The organism is Kitasatospora sp. NPDC001540 (genome assembly GCF_042894345.1).
Taxonomy (GTDB): Bacteria; Actinomycetota; Actinomycetes; order Streptomycetales; family Streptomycetaceae; genus Kitasatospora; species Kitasatospora phosalacinea_C.
Genome location: NZ_JBIAVO010000065.1, coordinates 1 through 17716 on the forward strand (window position 1 = coordinate 1; position 17716 = coordinate 17716).

Here is a 17716-nt window from a genome sequence, read left to right on the forward strand (position 1 = left end):
CAAGCAACGGGCCCCACGCCACAACGTCGGCAAGACGGCCAAACGAGCCGACTCGATCAAGGAACATCAAAGCCGACGAGGATAAACGCCAAGCTTAGAAGCCGTTGTCTTTCCGAGAGTGACGGGTGCGTTTCCGCTGGTCAGGCATAGTGGCGGTGTTTCGGTGGCAGGGACGGGGTGTCGTGTCGTCTCTTCGGTGGAGGTGCCGGGATGCCGTCGGTGATGGGGTTGCTGGAGGAGCGTGAACGCGCTGCCCGGCGGCGGGTGGAGGCCCTTCAGGCCGAGCTGCGGGAGGCCGAGGCCGTGTGGGAGCGGTTCGTGATCGCCCGTGAGACGGTGGCCGAGGTCCTGGCGGAACCTCTCGCAGGCGGGGAGGTGCCCCCGGTCGTGGCGGCCGGCAAGCGGCAGGCGCGGGCCGTGGCGGCGGTGCCCGGTTCGGTGGTGCCGCACTGGCGGGAAGGGCTCGCCTCGACGGTGCTGGCGCCGGACTACCGGCGGATCATGGACATCCTGGCCGGTGGCGGCGGGTCGGGCGGGGAGACGATGGACTGTCGGCAACTCGCCGTAGCACTCGGCCTGGAGCCGGTTCCGGCGAAGGTGGAGGGAGTGCGGTCGAAGGCGAAACGCCTGGCCGCGCGGGGCTGGCTGGTCGAGACGAGCCCGGGACTGTTCAGCGTGCCCGCCGGGCGAGGCGGCGGCTCATGACCATGCTCATCGACCAGCGGATTACCGCCTCCGAGCTGTCGGTGCGCGTCTCGTAGTCGCGGGCCAGGCGGCGTGAGCGCATCAGCCACGCGAACGACCGCTCGACCAGCCACCTCTTGGGCAGCACAGTGAACCCGGTGACGTCGTCGTTGCGTTTGACCACGCTCAGCATGATCCGCAGGACGTCGCGGGTGAAGTCGACCAGGCGTCCGGTGTAGCCGCCGTCGGCCCACACCAGCGTGATGCGCCAGTGTCGCTGACGCAGCCGGGCCAGCAGGGCCTGCCCCGCGTCCCGGTCGGTGACAGAGGCCGCGGTGACCAGCACCGCCAGCAGCAGCCCGAGGGTGTCGACCACGATGTGGCGCTTGCGGCCGTTGACCTTCTTCCCGCCGTCGAATCCCCGCGTGGCGGCCGGCACGGACGCGGCGCCCTTCACCGACTGGGCGTCGATGATGCCCGCGGTCGGCTCCGGATCCCGGCCTGCCGCCTCGCGGACCCGGTCCCGCAGCCGGTCGTGGAACTCGCCGACCAGACCCTTGTCCCGCCAGCGCCGGAAGAACGCGTAGACGCGGTCCCAGGCGGGAAAGTCCGCGGGCATCGCCCGCCAGGTGATGCCGCCCGCGACCAGGTAGCGCACCGCGTCGACCATCTGCCGGTGGCAGTAGCCCTCCGGCTGCCCGCCCCTGCCCTCCAACCACCGCGGAACGGGCATCGCGTCACGCACCACCGCCCACTCCGCGTCGCTCATGTCGGACGGATATCTCGGCCGCCTGTACGGCCGGTTGCCGGCGTTCCCGAACCGGTGAGCGAGGCAATCACACTCACGAGCCGCCGAGTTGGAGCCGACCGGCGCAAGGGCGTACAACTGCGACAACAGGGCCTCCTGGCGCGCTCAAGGTCTCGACAACCCCGAGCTGCACCAGAGGCCCTGTCTTCATGCTCGGCACGCGGCAAGATCACCCGACCGAGCTGTTCCAGTCGAACCTACGTCCACCAAGATCGGGTCTGTCCATTGAACGGTGTAACTCGGTTGGGTTGAGTTAGCGGCGGTCGGCGGAGAGTCGGCCGTCGAAGGCGATTTCGAAGGCGTTGAGCGCGGCCTTCCAACGGGTCGTCCAGCGTTTGCGTCCGGCTCCGGTCGGGTCGAGGGACACGATCGCCATGTAGACGCACTTCAGGGCCGCCTGCTCGTTCGGGAAGTGCCCGCGCGAGCGGACGGCCTTGCGGATTCGCGCGTTCACGGACTCGATCGCGTTCGTGGTGCAGATGACCCGCCGGACCTCGGCGTCGAAGCTCAGGAACGGCACGAACTCGGCCCAGGCGTTCTCCCAGAGCCGCACGATCGCCGGATACTTCCGGCCCCAGGCCTCGGTGAACTCCACGAACCGCTCCAGTGCGGCGTCCTCCGTCGGCGCGGTGTAGACGGGCTTGAGCGCCTTGGAGACCTTGTCCCAGTCCTGCCGGGCCGCGTAGCGGAACGAGGCCCGGATCAGGTGGACGATGCAGGTCTGGGTGACGGCCTGCGGCCAGACCGCGGCGATGGCATCCGGAAGGCCCTTGAGCCCGTCGCAGACGACCATGCAGACATCCGCGACGCCGCGGTTCTTGATCTCGGTCAGCACGTGCAGCCAGTACTTGGCGCCTTCCCCGCCGTCGCCGGCCCACAGTCCGAGGATCTCCCGGGTGCCCTCGACGGTGACCGCGAGCGCCACGTAGATCGGCCGGTTGGCGACCTGGCCGTCGCGGAGCTTCACGTGCACGCAGTCGATGAACACCACCGGATAGACCGGGTCGAGCGGCCGGTTCTGCCACTCGGACATGCCCTCGATCACCTGGTCGGTGATGGTGGAGATGGTCTGCTTGGACACCTCCGCGCCGTAGACGTCGGCCAGGTGCGCGGAGATCTCACCGTGCGTCAGACCACGCGCGGACAGCGACAGCACCATCTCATCGACCCCGGAAAGGCGCCGCTGGCGCTTGCGGACCAGCTGCGGCTCGAAAGAGCCCTCGCGGTCGCGGGGGACGTCGATCTGAACCGGACCGACCTCGGTCAGTACGGTCTTCGAGCGGATGCCGTTGCGGGAGTTGCCGCTGCCGGACCCGGCCGGGTCGTGCTTCTCGTAGCCGAGGTGGTCCGTCATCTCGCCCTCGAGGGCGGACTCCAGGAGCTTCTTCGTGAGCTGCTGGAGCAGACCTCCGGTGCCGGTGAGCTGCAGCCCGCTCGCGCGGGCCCGGTCGACGAGCTGCCCGATCAACTGGTCGTCCAGGGCGTCCGACTGCAACTCCACCGGCCGCACGGCCTCCACGGCCTCGGCCGAGACGGTCACGTCTGTCATCAGGTGCTACTTCCTTGATCGGGAGTTACACCGTTCTTTTTACAGACCCCCTGACAGTTGACAGCGTGGGCCGCAGCCACGGCCCAGCCCACGGTGCCGCCCTGGTCGAGGGGTGGGGCTGCAGGGCGCCGTAGGGTCGAGGGCGAGCGGTAGCAGCGCGGTGTCGAGGGAGGAGATGCGCAGCCTGACAGGTTCGGCTCTGAGCATTCCCGGCGCGGTGACAGCAGCCCCGGCGGCCGATGGGGGTGGTGGTCATCGGTGGTGCCGGAGATGGCGAGCGTGGTGGCGGTGTCGGCGAGCGCGGCGGCCGCCATGATAGCGGTAAGCCCGAGGGGTGGCTCACGCCCGGTGGTCGGTGCGTTCCAGGAGGGCGTGGACGGCGGGTTGTGCGGCGTTCGGGCGCAGACGGGCGCGCATGGCGGTGACGGCCCGGTCGACGCGGGCGCTGGAGAGGTGAGGGCTGAGGTCGAGGGCGTCGTGCCAAGTGGCGGTGGCCTCGGTGAGGTGTCCGGTGCGTTCCAGCAGGACGGCGAGGTCGGTGAGGACGATGGCATACGAACGGACCTCCTCGGGCGGCCGGTGGGGAAGCGAGTGCTGAAGAGCGGTGACCGCGCCGGCCAGGTCGCCGAGCAGTTCGCGGACGGCGGCTTCCTGCCGCAGGAGCGCGGCCTGGTGGAAGACGCCGACCGCGGCGTCGGCAGGACCGGTGGCCCGGTCCAGGAAGCGTTCGGCCGAGGTGAGCGCCCGCAGGGCTTGGTGGCGGGCGCCGTTCCGGGCCAGCGCGACGGCCAACTGGCCTAATAGGAAAGACCGTTGACCGGCTGGGGCGGCGCAGCGGGTGGCGGCCCAGGCCAGGTCGAGGGCGCCCGGGCCGTCGCCGAGCGCGAGGGCCCTGACGGACATGCCGCGCAGCACCACGGCGCGGTCGGTGGGCACCCCGCCGAGGGTGGCCAGGCGCAGCGCGGTCGCGTAGTACCGCCGGGCCTGCTCGTGGCGGTGGTCGTCGATGTGCATGAAGCCGCACAGGTAAGCGAGTTGTCCGGCGACCTGGTACATCCGCAGCCGCACGGCAGTCGGGCCGGGCCGTCGGAGACGGGGCAGGACTTCGCGAGCCAGGTACGCGGCCAGCTGGCGGCGGTCCCGGCCGCCGCCGTGGGCGAGGTCGGAGCGGTGGAAGGCGAGGAGGGCCGCCTCGGCCCGTTCCACGTCGGCGGTGCCGAGCGGACCGGTGGAGAGCAGGGGGACGGCGAGGGGCGGGGCGTCGACTGGGCGCCCGGGGCGGTGGGACCCCGGCGTGCGACGGTTCTCTGCGGTCATGCGATTACACCAGCCAAGGAGAAACGTTTCATCAACTGCCTTCCCTTCCGAGGGCTTTCGCTTGCGGCGCACTGTATGCCAGGTCCTCGGACTGGTGTATCGGATCGATGGAGGGGTAGTGGGTCACTTCCGGGGGTACGGAGTCGTGGAGGGCGCGGCGGGGTACACCTCGTGCGCCGTCTGTTCTCCGGCGAGTGGTCCGGGCGCCCTGGGTGGTGGAGGGCTGCGTCGTTGTACGGGGGTGCCCTTCCCAGCGTCGGTCCTGTTTCACCATTGCGATTGGTGGCGGGCCTCATCCTTGGCGCACTGAGCAGAAAGCTTCGGGCCGGGAGTCCCGCCTACTACACCCCGGACGACGACTTGCCCGCCCGCCTCGTCGGCTGCCTGACCTGCCCACCTGCCTGCCCCGCACACTCGCCCCTGGTCGCGGCCGGTTTCCGCTACTTCATCGAGGCAGGTCCGGGCAGCGTCCTGGCCTGCAGCACTGCCGCATGCCTCCACGGCACCGGTTCGGAGATCGGCACCGTCCTGGCCGCCCTGTTCGCCACGAACACCCGGCGGCCCGCTGACACAGCGGGTCTGTCAGGGCTGGTGCTGCAGGGGGACGCGTGGGCCGGCCAGGCGGTGCAGCAGGCCCCGTACCCGGGCGTCGTCGGCGTACGGGCGCAGCTGTCCGCGCACGGCGGTCAGCGCGCGGTCCACTCGTCGGCTGTGCAGGGGCGGGTACTCGTCGAGCAGGCGGTGCCAGCTGTCGACCGCCTCGGTGAGGTGTCCGGCCTGAAGGTGCAGGCGGCCCAGGTCGGCCAGCACGACGGCGCGCGAGCGGTGCTCCTCCTGCGGGCGGAAGCGCAGCGATCTCCCCAGGGCCGTCAGCGCGCCGGCTGGGTCGCCGAGTGCCTCCAGCACCGTGGCGCGCTGCCGCAGCAGCGCACCGCGGTGGTAGCGTCCGACCACTTCGTCCGCTGCGTTGTTGCGCCCGTCCAACAGGTCGTCGGCCGCGTCGAGGGATCTCAAGGCCTCGGTCCTGGCGTGCCGATGGGCCTGCGCGACGGCGAGCTGCCCGTGGACGAAGGCCTGCCGCAGCGGGTCGTGTCGCAGGGTTTCCAGGGCCCGTTCGGCGAGCGTGGTGGCCTCGGCGCTGTGCCCGAGCGCGTCCGCCTGCACCGACAGGCCGCGCAGCGCGATCGCGTAGTCGAGCGGTGAGTTGTTCTCCGCGGCCAGTCCCAGCGCCACCAGGTAGTAGCGCTGGGCGAGGACCTGGAGGTTGTCGTCGAAGTGCATGAACGCGCACAGGTAGGCGAGTCGGCAGGCGGCGGTGAGCAGGCGGCGGCGCAGCGCGGGCGGGGCCGGGCGGCGCAGCTTGGGTCCGAGGTCGGCGGACAGGTAGCCGGCCAGGGCGGTGCGGCTGTGGCCGCCGCCGAAGGTGATGTCGCAGGAGTGGAAGAGCTGGGCCAGCGTCTCGACCGCCTCGACCTCGTGCCGCTCGACGGGCCGGTGCGACGGGGGAGTGGCGGGGGGCGCAGGCCGTGGGCCGGGGACGTGGGCAGCGTCCGTACCGTCGGCGGGTGCCAGGCTCGGGAGGTCGAGCAGCGCGACGGAGTAGGCGGCCGGTTCCTCCGTCTGCCGACTCGCCCGCCGACTCGACTGGGCGAGTTGGCGCAGGGTCAGTTCGACCGGGCGGGCCGGGGCGGCAGGCAGGGCGGGCACGGCGGGCGCGGTGCGGTCCAGGCCCGCCTCCGCCAAGGTGACGACCCGGCCCAGGCGGCGGGAGAGCGCCTCAGTGATCAGCTGCGGGGTAGTTCCGCGGGGGCGGGTTCCGGAGAGCCAGTGGGCGACGGTCGAGCGGTCGAAACCGAGGGGCCTACCGCTCTCCCAGCCGGCCCGGTTGACTTCGGTGGCCAGGTCGGCCGCGCTCCAACGGGCCTCGGCCAGCAGGGCCCGTAGCGAATCGTTCGGGCGGCGCGGCGATGTCATGCACACCCCTTACGTCCGGGTACGCGTGCGGGACTCCGGTCGGGTTCCAGTCCGCATGGTGACACGTCCCGCTGCCGCACCACCAGAAAGGCGGTGGCCCGCGGTGGAGGCTGCCGCGGGCCACCGCGGTGACCAGGGAGGACGGCCGGAGGGCGGTTTCAGCGGACCGTGATTTTCAACGCCACGGGCCGCACCAGGCGGCGCACCCTCCCTCCGCCTTCGCCTTCGCCTGCGTGCCGGTGCCCGAAGGGCGCGCGATCAGTCCCGGTGCCGGGGCGCGCGGTCGGCGCAGACGGGCGCGGACGGCGCTGTGGGAAGGGGGACCACCTCGGTCCACACCCGGTGCTCGACGATGCCGAGCGGACCCAGCCCGGTGAGTACCTGTAGGACCGCGTCCAGCAGCGCGGTGTCCATGTCGTCCCCGTTCGCCGTGCCGACGGCAGGAGCGGCCGGGATCAGGCCGACGGTTGCGGCGGCGGCGAGTTCCGCCGGCAGCAGGTCGCCGAGCCCGCGGACCCGGCGCACCCGCGCGCCCGTCGGCAGGGTGGCGGCATCCACCCGGGCCTCTCCGAGCAGCAGGGTCAGGTCGCTCGCCGCGGCGACCGCCCGGTGCGCCCAGCGGGTCGCGGAAGCCCGGTGGCACCACTGGTCGGGGTGCTGGCCGCGCAGTTCGGGGAACCTGGCCCGCAGCGCGGTCAGCAGAGGGGTGACGTCGTCGACGACGGCGCAGGGCCGGACCACGAACGCGGGCCGGACGCCGACGGGCAGCACGAGCCGTTCGACGTCCTCGACCCGGGCCAGTTCGAGCACACGGCCGTCCGGGGCCCAGGGCCGGGAGCGGCCCGGGCCGACCAGCAGGACGGCGTCGCCCTCGTCGAGGTAGCGGCGGACCGCGGCCCCGGCGAGGGCGGGCGCGGGGCAGGGCGTCGCTGCGCCGGGGTGGGCGGGCGGTGCGGAGCCGTCGCGCGGGACGGGTAGCTCGACGACTGCGTAAGGGCTGTCGGGGCAGGGCCGGGGCGGGCGGGCCACCATCGCGCGCCGGGTCCTGAGCGCTGCGGACCAGGACCGGACCAGGGCCTGCGCCGCCCCGGTCCGGCAGGAGCCGCCGACGACCGCGATCCCGGTCGCGTCGCCGTCGCCGTCCAGGTACGTCGTGCTCACCAGCACCCCGGACCGGCCCGGGCCGGCCGACCCGACGGGAACCGGGCCGAGGTCCCGAACCGCCAGGGGGAGTCCGTCCTCCGTCGGCACCGCGGCGACCAGCGGGGCGGCCGGGCAGCGCACTGGGCCGCGGACGGGATGGACGAAGCCGCTGACCGCGTAGAGGTCCTCGTCCCCGAGCCCTGGCAGCGCGAAGACTTCCGAAAGCCGTGTCCTGTTCATGGGTTCCTGCTTCTTGCCGATTCTTCGATGTGTCAGTTCCGCTGCGCTCAGGCGTCTTTGCGCCGTGGCGGGGCGAGGAGGCGGACGAGGACGGTGTCCAGGTCGAGGTGCAGGTGCTCGGCGCCGACGGGGACCAGTGCGTAGGCGTCGGCGAGGAAGGCGCCGAGGTCGTCTGTGGGGACGACGACGGAAGTGGAGCCGTGGGCGCCGTGCAGGCGAACGATCACGGTGCCGCTCTTGCCGGGGGCGATGGTGACGTCGCCGAGGCCGGCCTCCTGGTGGCGGCCGATCTCCAGCAAGCCCCGGCAGAAGTACCGCTCCACGAAACCGTCGTCGAAGGGGAAGGTCAGGCACACCGCGAACGGGTCCTGGCTGGCGTAGCGCAGCAGCGCGTCCACCTCCAGGTCCGGGGAAGGGCTCTCCGGGAACCTGACCCGCACCGCTCTCACCGTCCAACCGCCCACCACGCCACCCCTTCCGGGCCGATCCGCGCACCAGCCGGCCGCACAGCACTCGCACGGCCGGTGGGAGCCGACCACGCTACGCCCGCCCCGGCCACGTCCGGCCGAGGGCGGGCCGCGGGTGCGCGCTGGTCGGCGAGATGTTGACGCGCAGGTCGGCTTCGGCCCGTAGGGGACGGCGCCGCTGCCGGCTCCACTGGCAGGGCGTACACGATCGGGTGGCGTCGGGTTCGAAGGTGACCGCGCTTGGAGGGGACCTCGCGGCCGAGCAGGTCGCAGCCCGGCCCGACCGGAGCCGACCAGGGCCCGCCCTTCTCCGGTCCGCGGTTGTTCCCGGGCGCGGTGGGGCGACCTCGCTGCAAGCGCGTCCCTCTTCCGCCCGGACCGGGGCTCGGCCGGGTGCGCACGGCGCCACGTGCGGGCAGGCCGGGCGCGAGGCTGCGGCACGTCGGGATCGGTCGCCCCTCGTTCCGGCGGCGGCAGGGGCGCGGGGGAGAGCAGGTGCGCCCGTACGGGCGTGCGCATGGCGTGCGGCGTGCGGCACCGGGATCGCAGGGGGAGGGAGGCGGGCCCTCCCACTGGCCCTCCCGAGCAACCCCAGCCCCAGCAGTCGCACCATGGGCCCTGTCGGTCTCATGGGTCACACGGGTGGCCCGCTCCTGGGCCCGCGGTTTCAGCGCGTGCCGGGTTTCACCGCAGACATCTTTCCGGAGGTATGAAAAAAGATCCCTCCGAGGCTTTAATCGGATCAGGTGGGGAACGCGCGGAGCGGTCTCGCCCCATGGGGAGCGAAACAGGACGAGTTGCCGCCGATCCGAAGTTCCGGCGGGCCGACACCTCGAATGCCCCCGGCTGAATTCACCGGATTGATCACCCATCGCGGATCGACCGGCGTATTCGGGCCCCGTGTCGGTGGTGGCTGTTTTCCGTGGCCCCCGGACATGGAGATCCATCCTCGGAAAGCAAGGAGAGTGATCAACCGTTGTACGGATTCCACCACCGCGCCGTGATCGGCGTACGGAGCGGACCGGGGGCGGCCCCGCCCTGACCGGGCACCTCGCCGTCCTGCGGGTCCGGCGGCCCGGCGGAGCATCGCCGGGCCAGGGTGCGAAACGGGCCTCACCGGCACCCCTGCTCGTAGTGGCAGACGTGCCGGGTGCCCACTCCGGAGCCAGTGCCTGAGCGCTTTTCGGGACAGCAGTCTCGACGAAGAGCGGTAGTGCCCTCTGCCCCTGCGCGAGGCGGGCCTGCCGCTGGGCGCGGCAGTCGGTGTGGACGGCGACGCTCGACGGCCTTCGACCAGCCGCCGCCGGATCGCCACGGGCCCGCGGGTCGTCGGTGAATGAATGGCATCAGTTCGCCTGCATCTTTCCCGTGGTGCGTCCCGTGCGTCGGCGACAGACACCCGACCGATCTGATCGGCTGGCTGGTCCGGCATTCCTTCCCGAGCCGTGCTCGTACGGTAAGGCGCCGCAGGGCGGGAAACCGGCGTATTTGATTGACCGGCCGATCGTGGCGAAGCGTGGTCGGCGGTATTTCCGGCTCATGGCGTGCGCGGTCGAAAAATCTCCCCGCCATTCGCTGAAATGAAAAGCTGAACGAGAACGTCTGGAGTTGACCATGGAAGCAAAGGTGACGGGCCGCGAGGTGGAAGCCATCGCCGTCGTCGGGGCCGCCTGCCGGTTCCCGGGCCGGGCGGCAACGCTCGACGGGTACTGGAAGCTGCTGCTGGAGGGCGGCGAGAGCGTGGGCCCGGTTCCGGAGGAGCGGTGGGCCGACTACGCGGGCCGCGGCCCGGCGCAGGACCGGGTGCTGGCCTCGGCCACGCGGTCGGGATCGTTCCTCGCCGGGGACATCTACGGCTTCGACGCGCCGTTCTTCGGGATCGCCCCGCGTGAGGCGAGGTTGATGGACCCCCAGCAGCGGATGGCCCTGGAGGTGGCGTGGCAGGCGCTGGAGCACGCCGGGATCGATCCGCAAGCGCTGGCGGGCGGGGACGCCGGGGTGTTCATGGGGGTCGGGTCGGACGACTACGGGCGGCCCCTGCTGGAGGACCTGGCCGGGATCGAGGCGTGGACCGGGATCGGTGCGTCGCTGTGCGGGGTGGCGAACCGGATCTCGCACACCCTGGACCTCCGCGGTCCGAGCATGGCCGTCGACACCGCCTGCTCCTCGTCGCTGGTCGCGCTCCACCAGGCGTGCCTGAGCCTGCGGGCAGGCGAGTGCCCCCTGGCGCTGGCCGGCGGCGTGATGCTGATGACGGGACCGGGGTTGACCGTGGTGCTGGACCGGGCCGGCGCGCTGGCCCCCGACGGTCGTTCCAAGCCCTTCGACGCCGCCGCGGACGGCTACGGGCGCGGCGAGGGGTGCGGGGTCGTGGTCCTGAAGAGGCTGTCCGACGCGGTGCGGGACCGCGACGAGGTCCTCGCGCTGATCAGGGGTAGCGCCGTCCACCAGGACGGCCGCACCGAGGGCATCATGGCGCCCAGCGGGTCCGCGCAGGAGCACCTGCTGCGCCGCGCCTACGCCGCGGCCGGGGTGGACCCGGCGGAGGTGGACTACGTCGAGGCGCACGGAACGGGCACCCGCGCGGGAGACCCGCTCGAAGCAAGGGCGCTCGCAGCGGTGCTGGGGCCGGGTCGGGCCGGGAGCGGGCCCTGCCTGGTCGGTGCGGTGAAGGGCAACATCGGACACCTGGAGGCCGCGGCCGGGATAGCCGGGCTGATCAAGGCCGTGCTGGTCCTGCGGAACCGGACGGTCCCGCCCAACCAGGTGTTCTCCGGCCCGACGGACGCCATCGACTGGGAGGCATCGGGCCTGCGGCTGGTCACGGGGCGCACGGCGCTGGCGCCGCGCGACGGACGGCCGCTGCGGGCCGGCGTGGCGTCGTACGGCTACGGCGGCACCATCGCCCACGTAGTGCTGGAGGAAGCGCCCCACCGGCGGGCCGCCGCACCGGACGGCCCGGCCGCACCGGCGGCGCAGGAGCCGCGCGTGTACCCGCTGTCAGCGGGCAGCCCCGCCGCGCTGCAGGTCCACGCGCGTGAACTCGCCGAGGCGCTGTCACGGCCCACGGCGGAACTCGCGGACATCGGCCACACCATGGCGCTGCGCCGCGCCCACCTCCCCTGTCGCGCGGCCGTCGTGGCCGACGACCGGGCCACCCTGGTCGCCGGTCTGCGCGCAGTCGCCGATCCGGACGGCCCCGGCACACCGGGCGCGGTCATCGCGGACGCGCCCGCCGCGCAGGCGCAGGACGCGGTCTGGGTGTTCTCCGGGCACGGCTCGCAGTGGGTCGGGATGGGCCGGGAACTCCTCGTCCAGGAGCCCGTGTTCGCCCGTACCATCGACCGGCTCGGCCCCTGGTACCAGGAGGAGATCGGCTTCACCCCCCGCCAGGTCATCGAGGACGGATCCCTGGACGGCGTGGACCGGATCCAGGCCACCCTGGTCGCGGTGCAGCTGGGACTCGCGGAGCTGTGGCGCTGGTACGGGCTGCGGCCGGGGGCGGTGATCGGCCACTCCGTGGGGGAGATCTCCGCCGCGGTAGTCGCCGGCGTGCTGACCGAGGAGGAGGGGGCCCGCCTCGTCTGCCGCCGCTCAGCCCTGCTGCGGGCCTTCGACGGCCTGGGTGCCATGGCGATGGTCACCCTGCCGTCCGAGGAGGTCGCGCGCGACCTGAAGGGGTGCGAGGACATCTCCTGCGCGGTCGAGGCGTCTCCCACCACGACCGTGGTGTCCGGAACGGCCGAGGCCGTAGAACGCTGGTGCGGGCAGTGGGAGCGGGCCGGACACGGAGTACGGCCGGTCAAGTCGACCGTGGCCTTCCACAGCCCGCAGATGGAGGTGCCCGCCCGGCGGCTCGAACAGGCCCTGACCGACCTGAGCCCGCGCGCACCGCGCCTGCCGCTGTACGCGACGGCCTGCGACGACCCCCGCTCGGCCCCGCCCCGGGACAGCGCCTACTGGGCGCGGAACCTGCGCGAGCCGGTGCGCTTCGCCGGGGCGGTCCGGGCAGCGGCGGAGGACGGTCACCGCACCTTCCTGGAGGTCTCGCCGCACCCGGTGGTGGCCGGATCCATCACGGAGACCGCCCCCGTCGACGGCACCGTCGTCCTGCCCACGCTACGCCGCGGGCGCGGCGAACGCGCCGTCCTCCTCTCCTCGCTGGCCGCCCTGTACTGCCAGGGCGCGCGGGTGGACTGGGAACGCCTGCACCCGCACAGCCGACTCACCCGGCTCCCGGGCACGGTCTGGGAACGCGCACACCACCGCGCCGGACCTTCCGCCGCACCGGAGCGGTCCTGCGCGCGGTACCACGACCCGCAGGCGCACACGCTGCTGGGCGAGGTGACGGCCGTTCACCACCCGCCGCTACGGCTGTGGCGCACCGTACTGGAGCGGGACAGCCGCCCCTATCCCGGGGCGCACCCCGTGGCGGGCACCGAGATCGTCCCGGCGGCCGTGCTGCTGCACACCTTCGCCCACGCGGCCCGGGAACTGGGCGACGGCGATGCGTTCCCCGACCTGATCGACGTCGACCTGCGCATCCCCGTCGCCGTGCCCCACGAGGGTGCCCGCGAACTGCAGGTGCTGGGGCAGGCCGGAAGGCTGACCCTCTCCTCGCGCCTGCTCGACGACTCCGGCCAGGCCGATACGGAGGCCTGGCAGCACCACTGCTCCGCCACAGTGGCCACCACGTCCGCCAACGCGTCCACGGCGGCGTCCGGCACGCGGGACTGCGCGGCCCCGGCCCTGCCCGCGGTCCCGGCAAACCAGGCCCTGCCCCGTGACTGGGTGGTACGGCAACTGTCCGACCTCGGCGTCGCCGCCATGGGTTTCCCTTGGCACATCATCTCCCTGCACCGAGGCGAAGGGGTGCTGCTGGCCCGCGCCCGGGCCGTGCCGGAGGGGGACGAGTTCCCGGCGAGCTGGGCCAGCCTGCTCGACGCGGCCCTGTCGCTGGCGTCCCTGGTCTTCGGCGGCGCGCCGCTGCTGCGGATGCCCGCGCACCTGGACCGGCTGTCCCTGACCGCCCCCGCCCCGACGGAGGCACGGATCGAAGTCCACCGGCGGCCGGACAGCCCCGACACCGCCGACGTCCGGCTGACCGGCACCGACGGACCGGCCTCGGCCGAACTGCACGGCCTGCGCTACGCCCCGCTGGAGGACCCCGAGCAGGACGCCGCCACCTTGGTGGCCGCCGACGTCGGCTGGCTCCCCGTGAACGTGCCGGCCGCCCCCGTCCCGCCCCGCGTTTCCCGTGTCCTGCTCGTCGGTGACCGGCAGCTGGAGGACGAACTGCGGCACCACTGGTCGCCGACCGAGGCCCTCCTGGAAACGAGCACGGACCTCCGGCCGGAGCAGTCGGCCCGCGCCGACCACGTCCTCGTCGCCCGCACCGTGGACGGCCTGCCGACGGCCCAGGCGGCCCATGAAGCCGCGGCAGCCTTCTCCCGGCACCTGCGCGCCCTCCTGGGTCCCGGCCAGCCGCCCGGCGGGCCCCGGATCTGGTGCCTGACCCGCGGGGTCCGCGAGGCCGAGGGATCGGCCGCGCTGGCCCGGTCGCCGCTGTGGGGGATGAGCCGGGTCGCGGCAGGTGAGCACCCCGACAGGTGGGGCGGCACCATCGACCTGCCCGCCAGCGCCCTCACCGATGCCGACGCGTCCACGGTGCTGCGCCTCCTGACGGCGCGGCCCACCGAGGACATCCTCTGCCTCCGGGAGGGCGGCGTGCAGGCGCGGCGCCTGCTCCCCAGCGGCAGGTCCGCCCGACCCCGCCCGGCAGCCTGCCAGTCCGACGCCACCTACGCCGTCACCGGCGGGCTCGGAGCCCTGGGCCTGCTGACCGCCGCGACCCTGACAGCCCAGGGCGCCCGCCGTCTGCTCCTGCTGTCCCGCTCCGGCCTGCCGCCCCGCGACACCTGGGACCGCGCCGAACCGGGCTCGCCGCTCCAGCGGCGGATCCGCGCCGTGCGGGCCCTGGAGGCCGAGGGGGCGACCGTCCTGGCCCCGGCCGTCGACGTCGCCGACGAGACAGCCCTGCAGCGACTGCTGCGGAGACTGGAGCTCCCCCCGGTCCGGGGCGTGGTGCACGCCGCCGGAACCGTCGAGAGCGCCATGCTGCAGCACCTCGACGAAGCTGCGCTCGGTCGCGTCATGCGGCCCAAGGTGGACGGGGCCCTCGCCCTGCACCGCCTCTTCCCGCCCGGGGAGCTGGACTTCATGGTCTTCTACTCCTCCCTGGGACCGCTGCTCGGCCTGCCCGGGCAGGGCTCCTACGCCGCAGCCAACTCCTTCCTGGACGCCCTGGCCCGGCACCGCAACACCGGCGGCCACCACGAGACGGTCAGCGTCGCGTGGACCAGCTGGCGCGGCCAGGGCATGTCCACCTCCGCGGCGGCCACCGACGCCGAACTCGCCGCCCGCGGCACCGCCGACATCACCGCCGCCCAGGCCCTGCGCCACCTGCCGCACCTGCTCAGCGCGCCCACCGTCCCCGCCGCCGCGGACTTCGCGGTGCTGGCGCTGAAGCCCCAGGCCGCCGACCTCCGCCCGCCCCTGCTCGGCGCCCTCCCCCTGCCCACCGACGACCTGCAGGCCCCCGCGCCGCAGGCCGATCCCCTCGCCGGACTCGACGGCGCGGAACTGGAGCACGCGATCACGGCCGAAGTCCGGCGGGCGGCCGCCCGCGTCCTCGGCGGCGAACCGGACGCCCTCCCGGACAACCGCCCCCTGTCCCAGCTGGGAATGGACTCCCTCCTCACCGTCCGCTTCCGTGTCCAGCTCGAACAGCGCCTGCACACGCCGATGCCGGCCACCTTGGTCTGGAACCACCCCACCGTCGCCGCCATCGCCCGCTACGCCGCCGGGCAACTCGCCCGCAGCGACTCGAACGCGCCCTGAAGCGCGGCACCCTACCCAGGAGATCGACCATGACCGCACAACCCCCCCAGCAGCGGTACGGCGAGTCCCTCTACGCCAGCGCCAACGCCGACGAGGGCGAACGCCTGGGCTACCTGGCCACCGTCTTCGACCCGGCCAGCCGCGCCGTCCTCACCGGACTGGACATCCCCCCGCACGCGACCTGCCTCGACGTCGGCGCGGGCACCGGCACCATCAGCACCTGGCTGGCCGCAATGCCGGGCGGCCCGTACCAGGTCACCGCTCTCGACCGCGACACCCACTTCCTGCTCCGATCCGCGCCGCCGAACGTACGCGTCCTGCAGGGCGACGTCACCGACCCCGGCCTCGACCCGGGCCGGTTCGACCTGGTCCACTGCCGCTTCACCCTCATGCACCTGCGCGAACGCGACACCGTCCTGCGGCGCCTGGTCTCCTGGCTCAGACCCGGCGGTCTGCTCGTCGTCTCCGACGCCGAGGCCACGGGCGGCGAACACTCCCACCACGACGCCTATCGCACCAGCGTCCAGGCACTGTGGCGGAACCTGGCCGAGACCATCGGCACCGATCCGCACTGCGCCTCTCGATGGCCGGGCGCCTTCCACGACCTCGGACTGCGGGACATCAGGACAGCCGCCCACTTCCCCACCGTCCACACGGAACCCGACTGCAGCCGCTTCACCGCCCTCACCCTCCGCGAGGGCGGACCCGCCATGCTGGCCGACGGCTTCGCCCCGGAGACGCTCCGGGACGCCCTGCGCCACCTCTCCCGGCCCGGCACCCACGAACCGTTCATCACCATGCTCACCACCTGGGGACGCCGCCCCGAGCGCTGACCCCCCGGTTGCCGGAGCCTGCGCCGCAAGCCCCGGCAACCGGAACCGAGTGCCTCCGACCCAACCGCCAGCACACCCTGAAGAGAACTCCCCCATGAACAGGACGCCCCCACCGAGGCAGAACACGCCGCCGCAACCACATGCTCTCGCTGCTCGGCGGCATCCACATCTCCCGCGCCCTGCACGTCGTGGCCGAACTGGGGATCGCCGACCTGCTCGCCGACGGCCCGGTGACCACCCGGGAACTGGCCCGGGCCACCGCCACCCACGAACCCACGCTCCACCGTGTCCTGCGGCTGCCGACCGCCCTGGGGGTGTTCGAGGAGACCGGCTCCCGCACCTTCGGCACGACCCGTCCTGGGAGAGCGGCTGCGCACCGGGGTGCCGGCCAGCATGCGCTCCTGGGCCACCCTCCCCGAGGTGCTCGGCGGCGTGGCCCCGTTCGCGCCCATCCTGGACACCGTCAAGACCGGCGAACCCGGCTTCGACGCCGCCCTGGGTACGGACCTCTTCTCCTACCTGCGCGACCACCCGGACCACGGGGCCGCCTTCGACGCCGCGATGGCGGAACGCACCGCCGCCTTCGCCCCCTCCGTGGCCGAGGCCGGAGACTTCTCCCGGGCCCGCACCGTCGTCGACGTGGGCGGCGGCAACGGGATGCTGCTGGCACAGATCCTGCGGCAGCACCCCCACCTCGACGGCGTGCTGTTCGACTCCCCCGCCGTCACCTCCCGCCCCAACACGCTGCTCACCGCCCCCGACCTCGCCGGCCGCTGCCGGATCGAGCCGGGCGACTTCTTCGACCGCGTCCCCACGGGGGGCGACGTCTACGTCATGGCCAACATCGTCCACGACTGGGACGACACCCGCGCCGCCACGATCCTGCACGACTGCGCCCGGGCGATGAACGAGGACGGCCGGATCCGGATGATCCCCGACAGCCCCGCAGAGGCCGTTCCCGCCCTGGTCAGCGACATCAGCATGCTCGTCCTCACCGGCGGCCGGGAGCGGACCGTCACCGAATACGCAGCCCTCCTGGACGCCGCCGGCCTCACCCTGCGCAGCGTCCGCCCCGTCTCCTTCCCGTACGGCGTCCTCGAAGGCACCCGGTGAAACGCTCCTTCCGCCGGTGGCCGTAGGCATTGTCGGCGTGCAACTTGCCGGGCCTGCGGCGCCAACTCGTCGGCGTCCGCCGCGGCCGCGCGGCGCACCGAGGCGGCAGTGGGCTGGGTTCGGGGTGCGGGCGGGCGGACGGTGGCGTGGGTGGCGGCATGCTCCTGGAGGAGGTGGCGAGTGGAGTCGCGCAGGTGGAGGCGGTGCAGGTCCTCGGGGCTCACCCAGTGGAGCAGGACGCCTTCGCGTAGGTCCGCGTCGTCGGGGTGGCCCTCCCGGCGGGTGGTGAAGATCTGGATGGGGACGGCCAGGCCGTGCCGGTCTGTGGTCCATTCGACGGTCAGCGGCTCGACCGCGCCGAGGCGCAGCCCGGGGGCCTCCTCGGCGAGTTCGCGCCGCAGCGTCGCCTCGATCGTGGCGTCGCCCGCTTCCCGGCCACCGCCCAGCAGACTCCACTCACCAGGCGCCCAGATATGTGCGAAATTGTCCCGCAGGTGCAGCAGGTACTCGCCGCGGCCGTTGTGGATGACGGCGGAGGCGTTCACAGGCTCCGGCCGGCCGGTCAGGCCCGCCGCCGGGAGCTTGGCGCGCAGCTCAGAAGCCGTTGTCTTTCCGAGAGTGATGGCTGCATATCTGCAGTTCAGGCATAGTTTTGGCGTTTCGGCGGCAGGGACGAGGTGTCGTGTCG

General features: G+C 73.1%; 10 protein-coding genes and 1 pseudogene. 4 read left to right on the forward strand and 7 right to left on the reverse strand.

The annotated features are described in order from the left end of the window. Nucleotides 1-210: 210 nt before the first annotated feature. Nucleotides 211-705: a hypothetical protein gene (locus tag ACFY00_RS37180; RefSeq protein ID WP_285739352.1), complete on the forward strand. Its 495-nt coding sequence runs from the start codon at nucleotides 211-213 to the stop codon at nucleotides 703-705. On the opposite strand, the gene ACFY00_RS37185 is transcribed toward ACFY00_RS37180, so the two are convergent. From ACFY00_RS37185 to ACFY00_RS37210, 6 genes are all read right to left on the reverse strand, one after another. Beyond that, the gene (locus ACFY00_RS37185; RefSeq protein ID WP_285739353.1) at nucleotides 671-1453 is read right to left on the reverse strand and encodes an IS5 family transposase; all 783 of its coding nucleotides are present in this window, start codon (nucleotides 1451-1453) and stop codon (nucleotides 671-673) included. The two genes, ACFY00_RS37180 and ACFY00_RS37185, sit on opposite strands and share 35 nt — an antisense overlap. A 292-nt stretch (nucleotides 1454-1745) precedes the next feature. Further along, nucleotides 1746-3032: an IS256 family transposase gene (locus ACFY00_RS37190; protein WP_388038454.1), complete on the reverse strand. Its 1287-nt coding sequence runs from the start codon at nucleotides 3030-3032 to the stop codon at nucleotides 1746-1748. Nucleotides 3033-3380: 348 nt separating this feature from the next. Continuing rightward, the gene (locus tag ACFY00_RS37195; RefSeq protein WP_388038448.1) at nucleotides 3381-4358 is read right to left on the reverse strand and encodes a hypothetical protein; all 978 of its coding nucleotides are present in this window, start codon (nucleotides 4356-4358) and stop codon (nucleotides 3381-3383) included. Between the two features lie 582 nt (nucleotides 4359-4940). Then, nucleotides 4941-6332 (reverse strand): tetratricopeptide repeat protein, encoded by a 1392-nt coding sequence (locus ACFY00_RS37200; protein WP_285739356.1) that lies wholly within the window; start codon nucleotides 6330-6332, stop codon nucleotides 4941-4943. Nucleotides 6333-6590: 258 nt separating this feature from the next. Next, nucleotides 6591-7715, reverse strand: a complete 1125-nt coding sequence (locus ACFY00_RS37205; protein WP_387760213.1) for a hypothetical protein — start codon at nucleotides 7713-7715, stop codon at nucleotides 6591-6593. 47 nt (nucleotides 7716-7762) lie between these two features. Further along, the gene (locus ACFY00_RS37210) at nucleotides 7763-8155 is read right to left on the reverse strand and encodes an SsgA family sporulation/cell division regulator (RefSeq protein WP_285739358.1); all 393 of its coding nucleotides are present in this window, start codon (nucleotides 8153-8155) and stop codon (nucleotides 7763-7765) included. A gap of 1641 nt (nucleotides 8156-9796) precedes the next feature. Here ACFY00_RS37210 and ACFY00_RS37215 point away from each other — a divergent pair. The 3 genes from ACFY00_RS37215 (at nucleotide 9797) to ACFY00_RS37225 (ending at nucleotide 17028) form a co-directional block, all read left to right on the forward strand. Next, nucleotides 9797-15082, forward strand: a complete 5286-nt coding sequence (locus ACFY00_RS37215; protein ID WP_388038457.1) for a beta-ketoacyl synthase N-terminal-like domain-containing protein — start codon at nucleotides 9797-9799, stop codon at nucleotides 15080-15082. A 29-nt stretch (nucleotides 15083-15111) separates the two neighbouring features. Further along, nucleotides 15112-15915 carry a class I SAM-dependent methyltransferase gene (locus tag ACFY00_RS37220; RefSeq protein ID WP_285739359.1) on the forward strand — a complete coding sequence of 268 codons (804 nt, stop codon included), beginning with the start codon at nucleotides 15112-15114 and terminating at the stop codon, nucleotides 15913-15915. Nucleotides 15916-16308: 393 nt separating this feature from the next. Then, a complete protein-coding gene (locus ACFY00_RS37225; protein ID WP_388038451.1) occupies nucleotides 16309-17028 on the forward strand; it encodes a methyltransferase in 720 nt (239 codons plus the stop codon). A gap of 182 nt (nucleotides 17029-17210) precedes the next feature. On the opposite strand, the pseudogene ACFY00_RS37230 reads toward ACFY00_RS37225, so the two are convergent. Beyond that, nucleotides 17211-17573: pseudogene (locus ACFY00_RS37230) on the reverse strand (NUDIX domain-containing protein); the annotation flags it as partial. Nucleotides 17574-17716 lie beyond the last annotated feature (143 nt).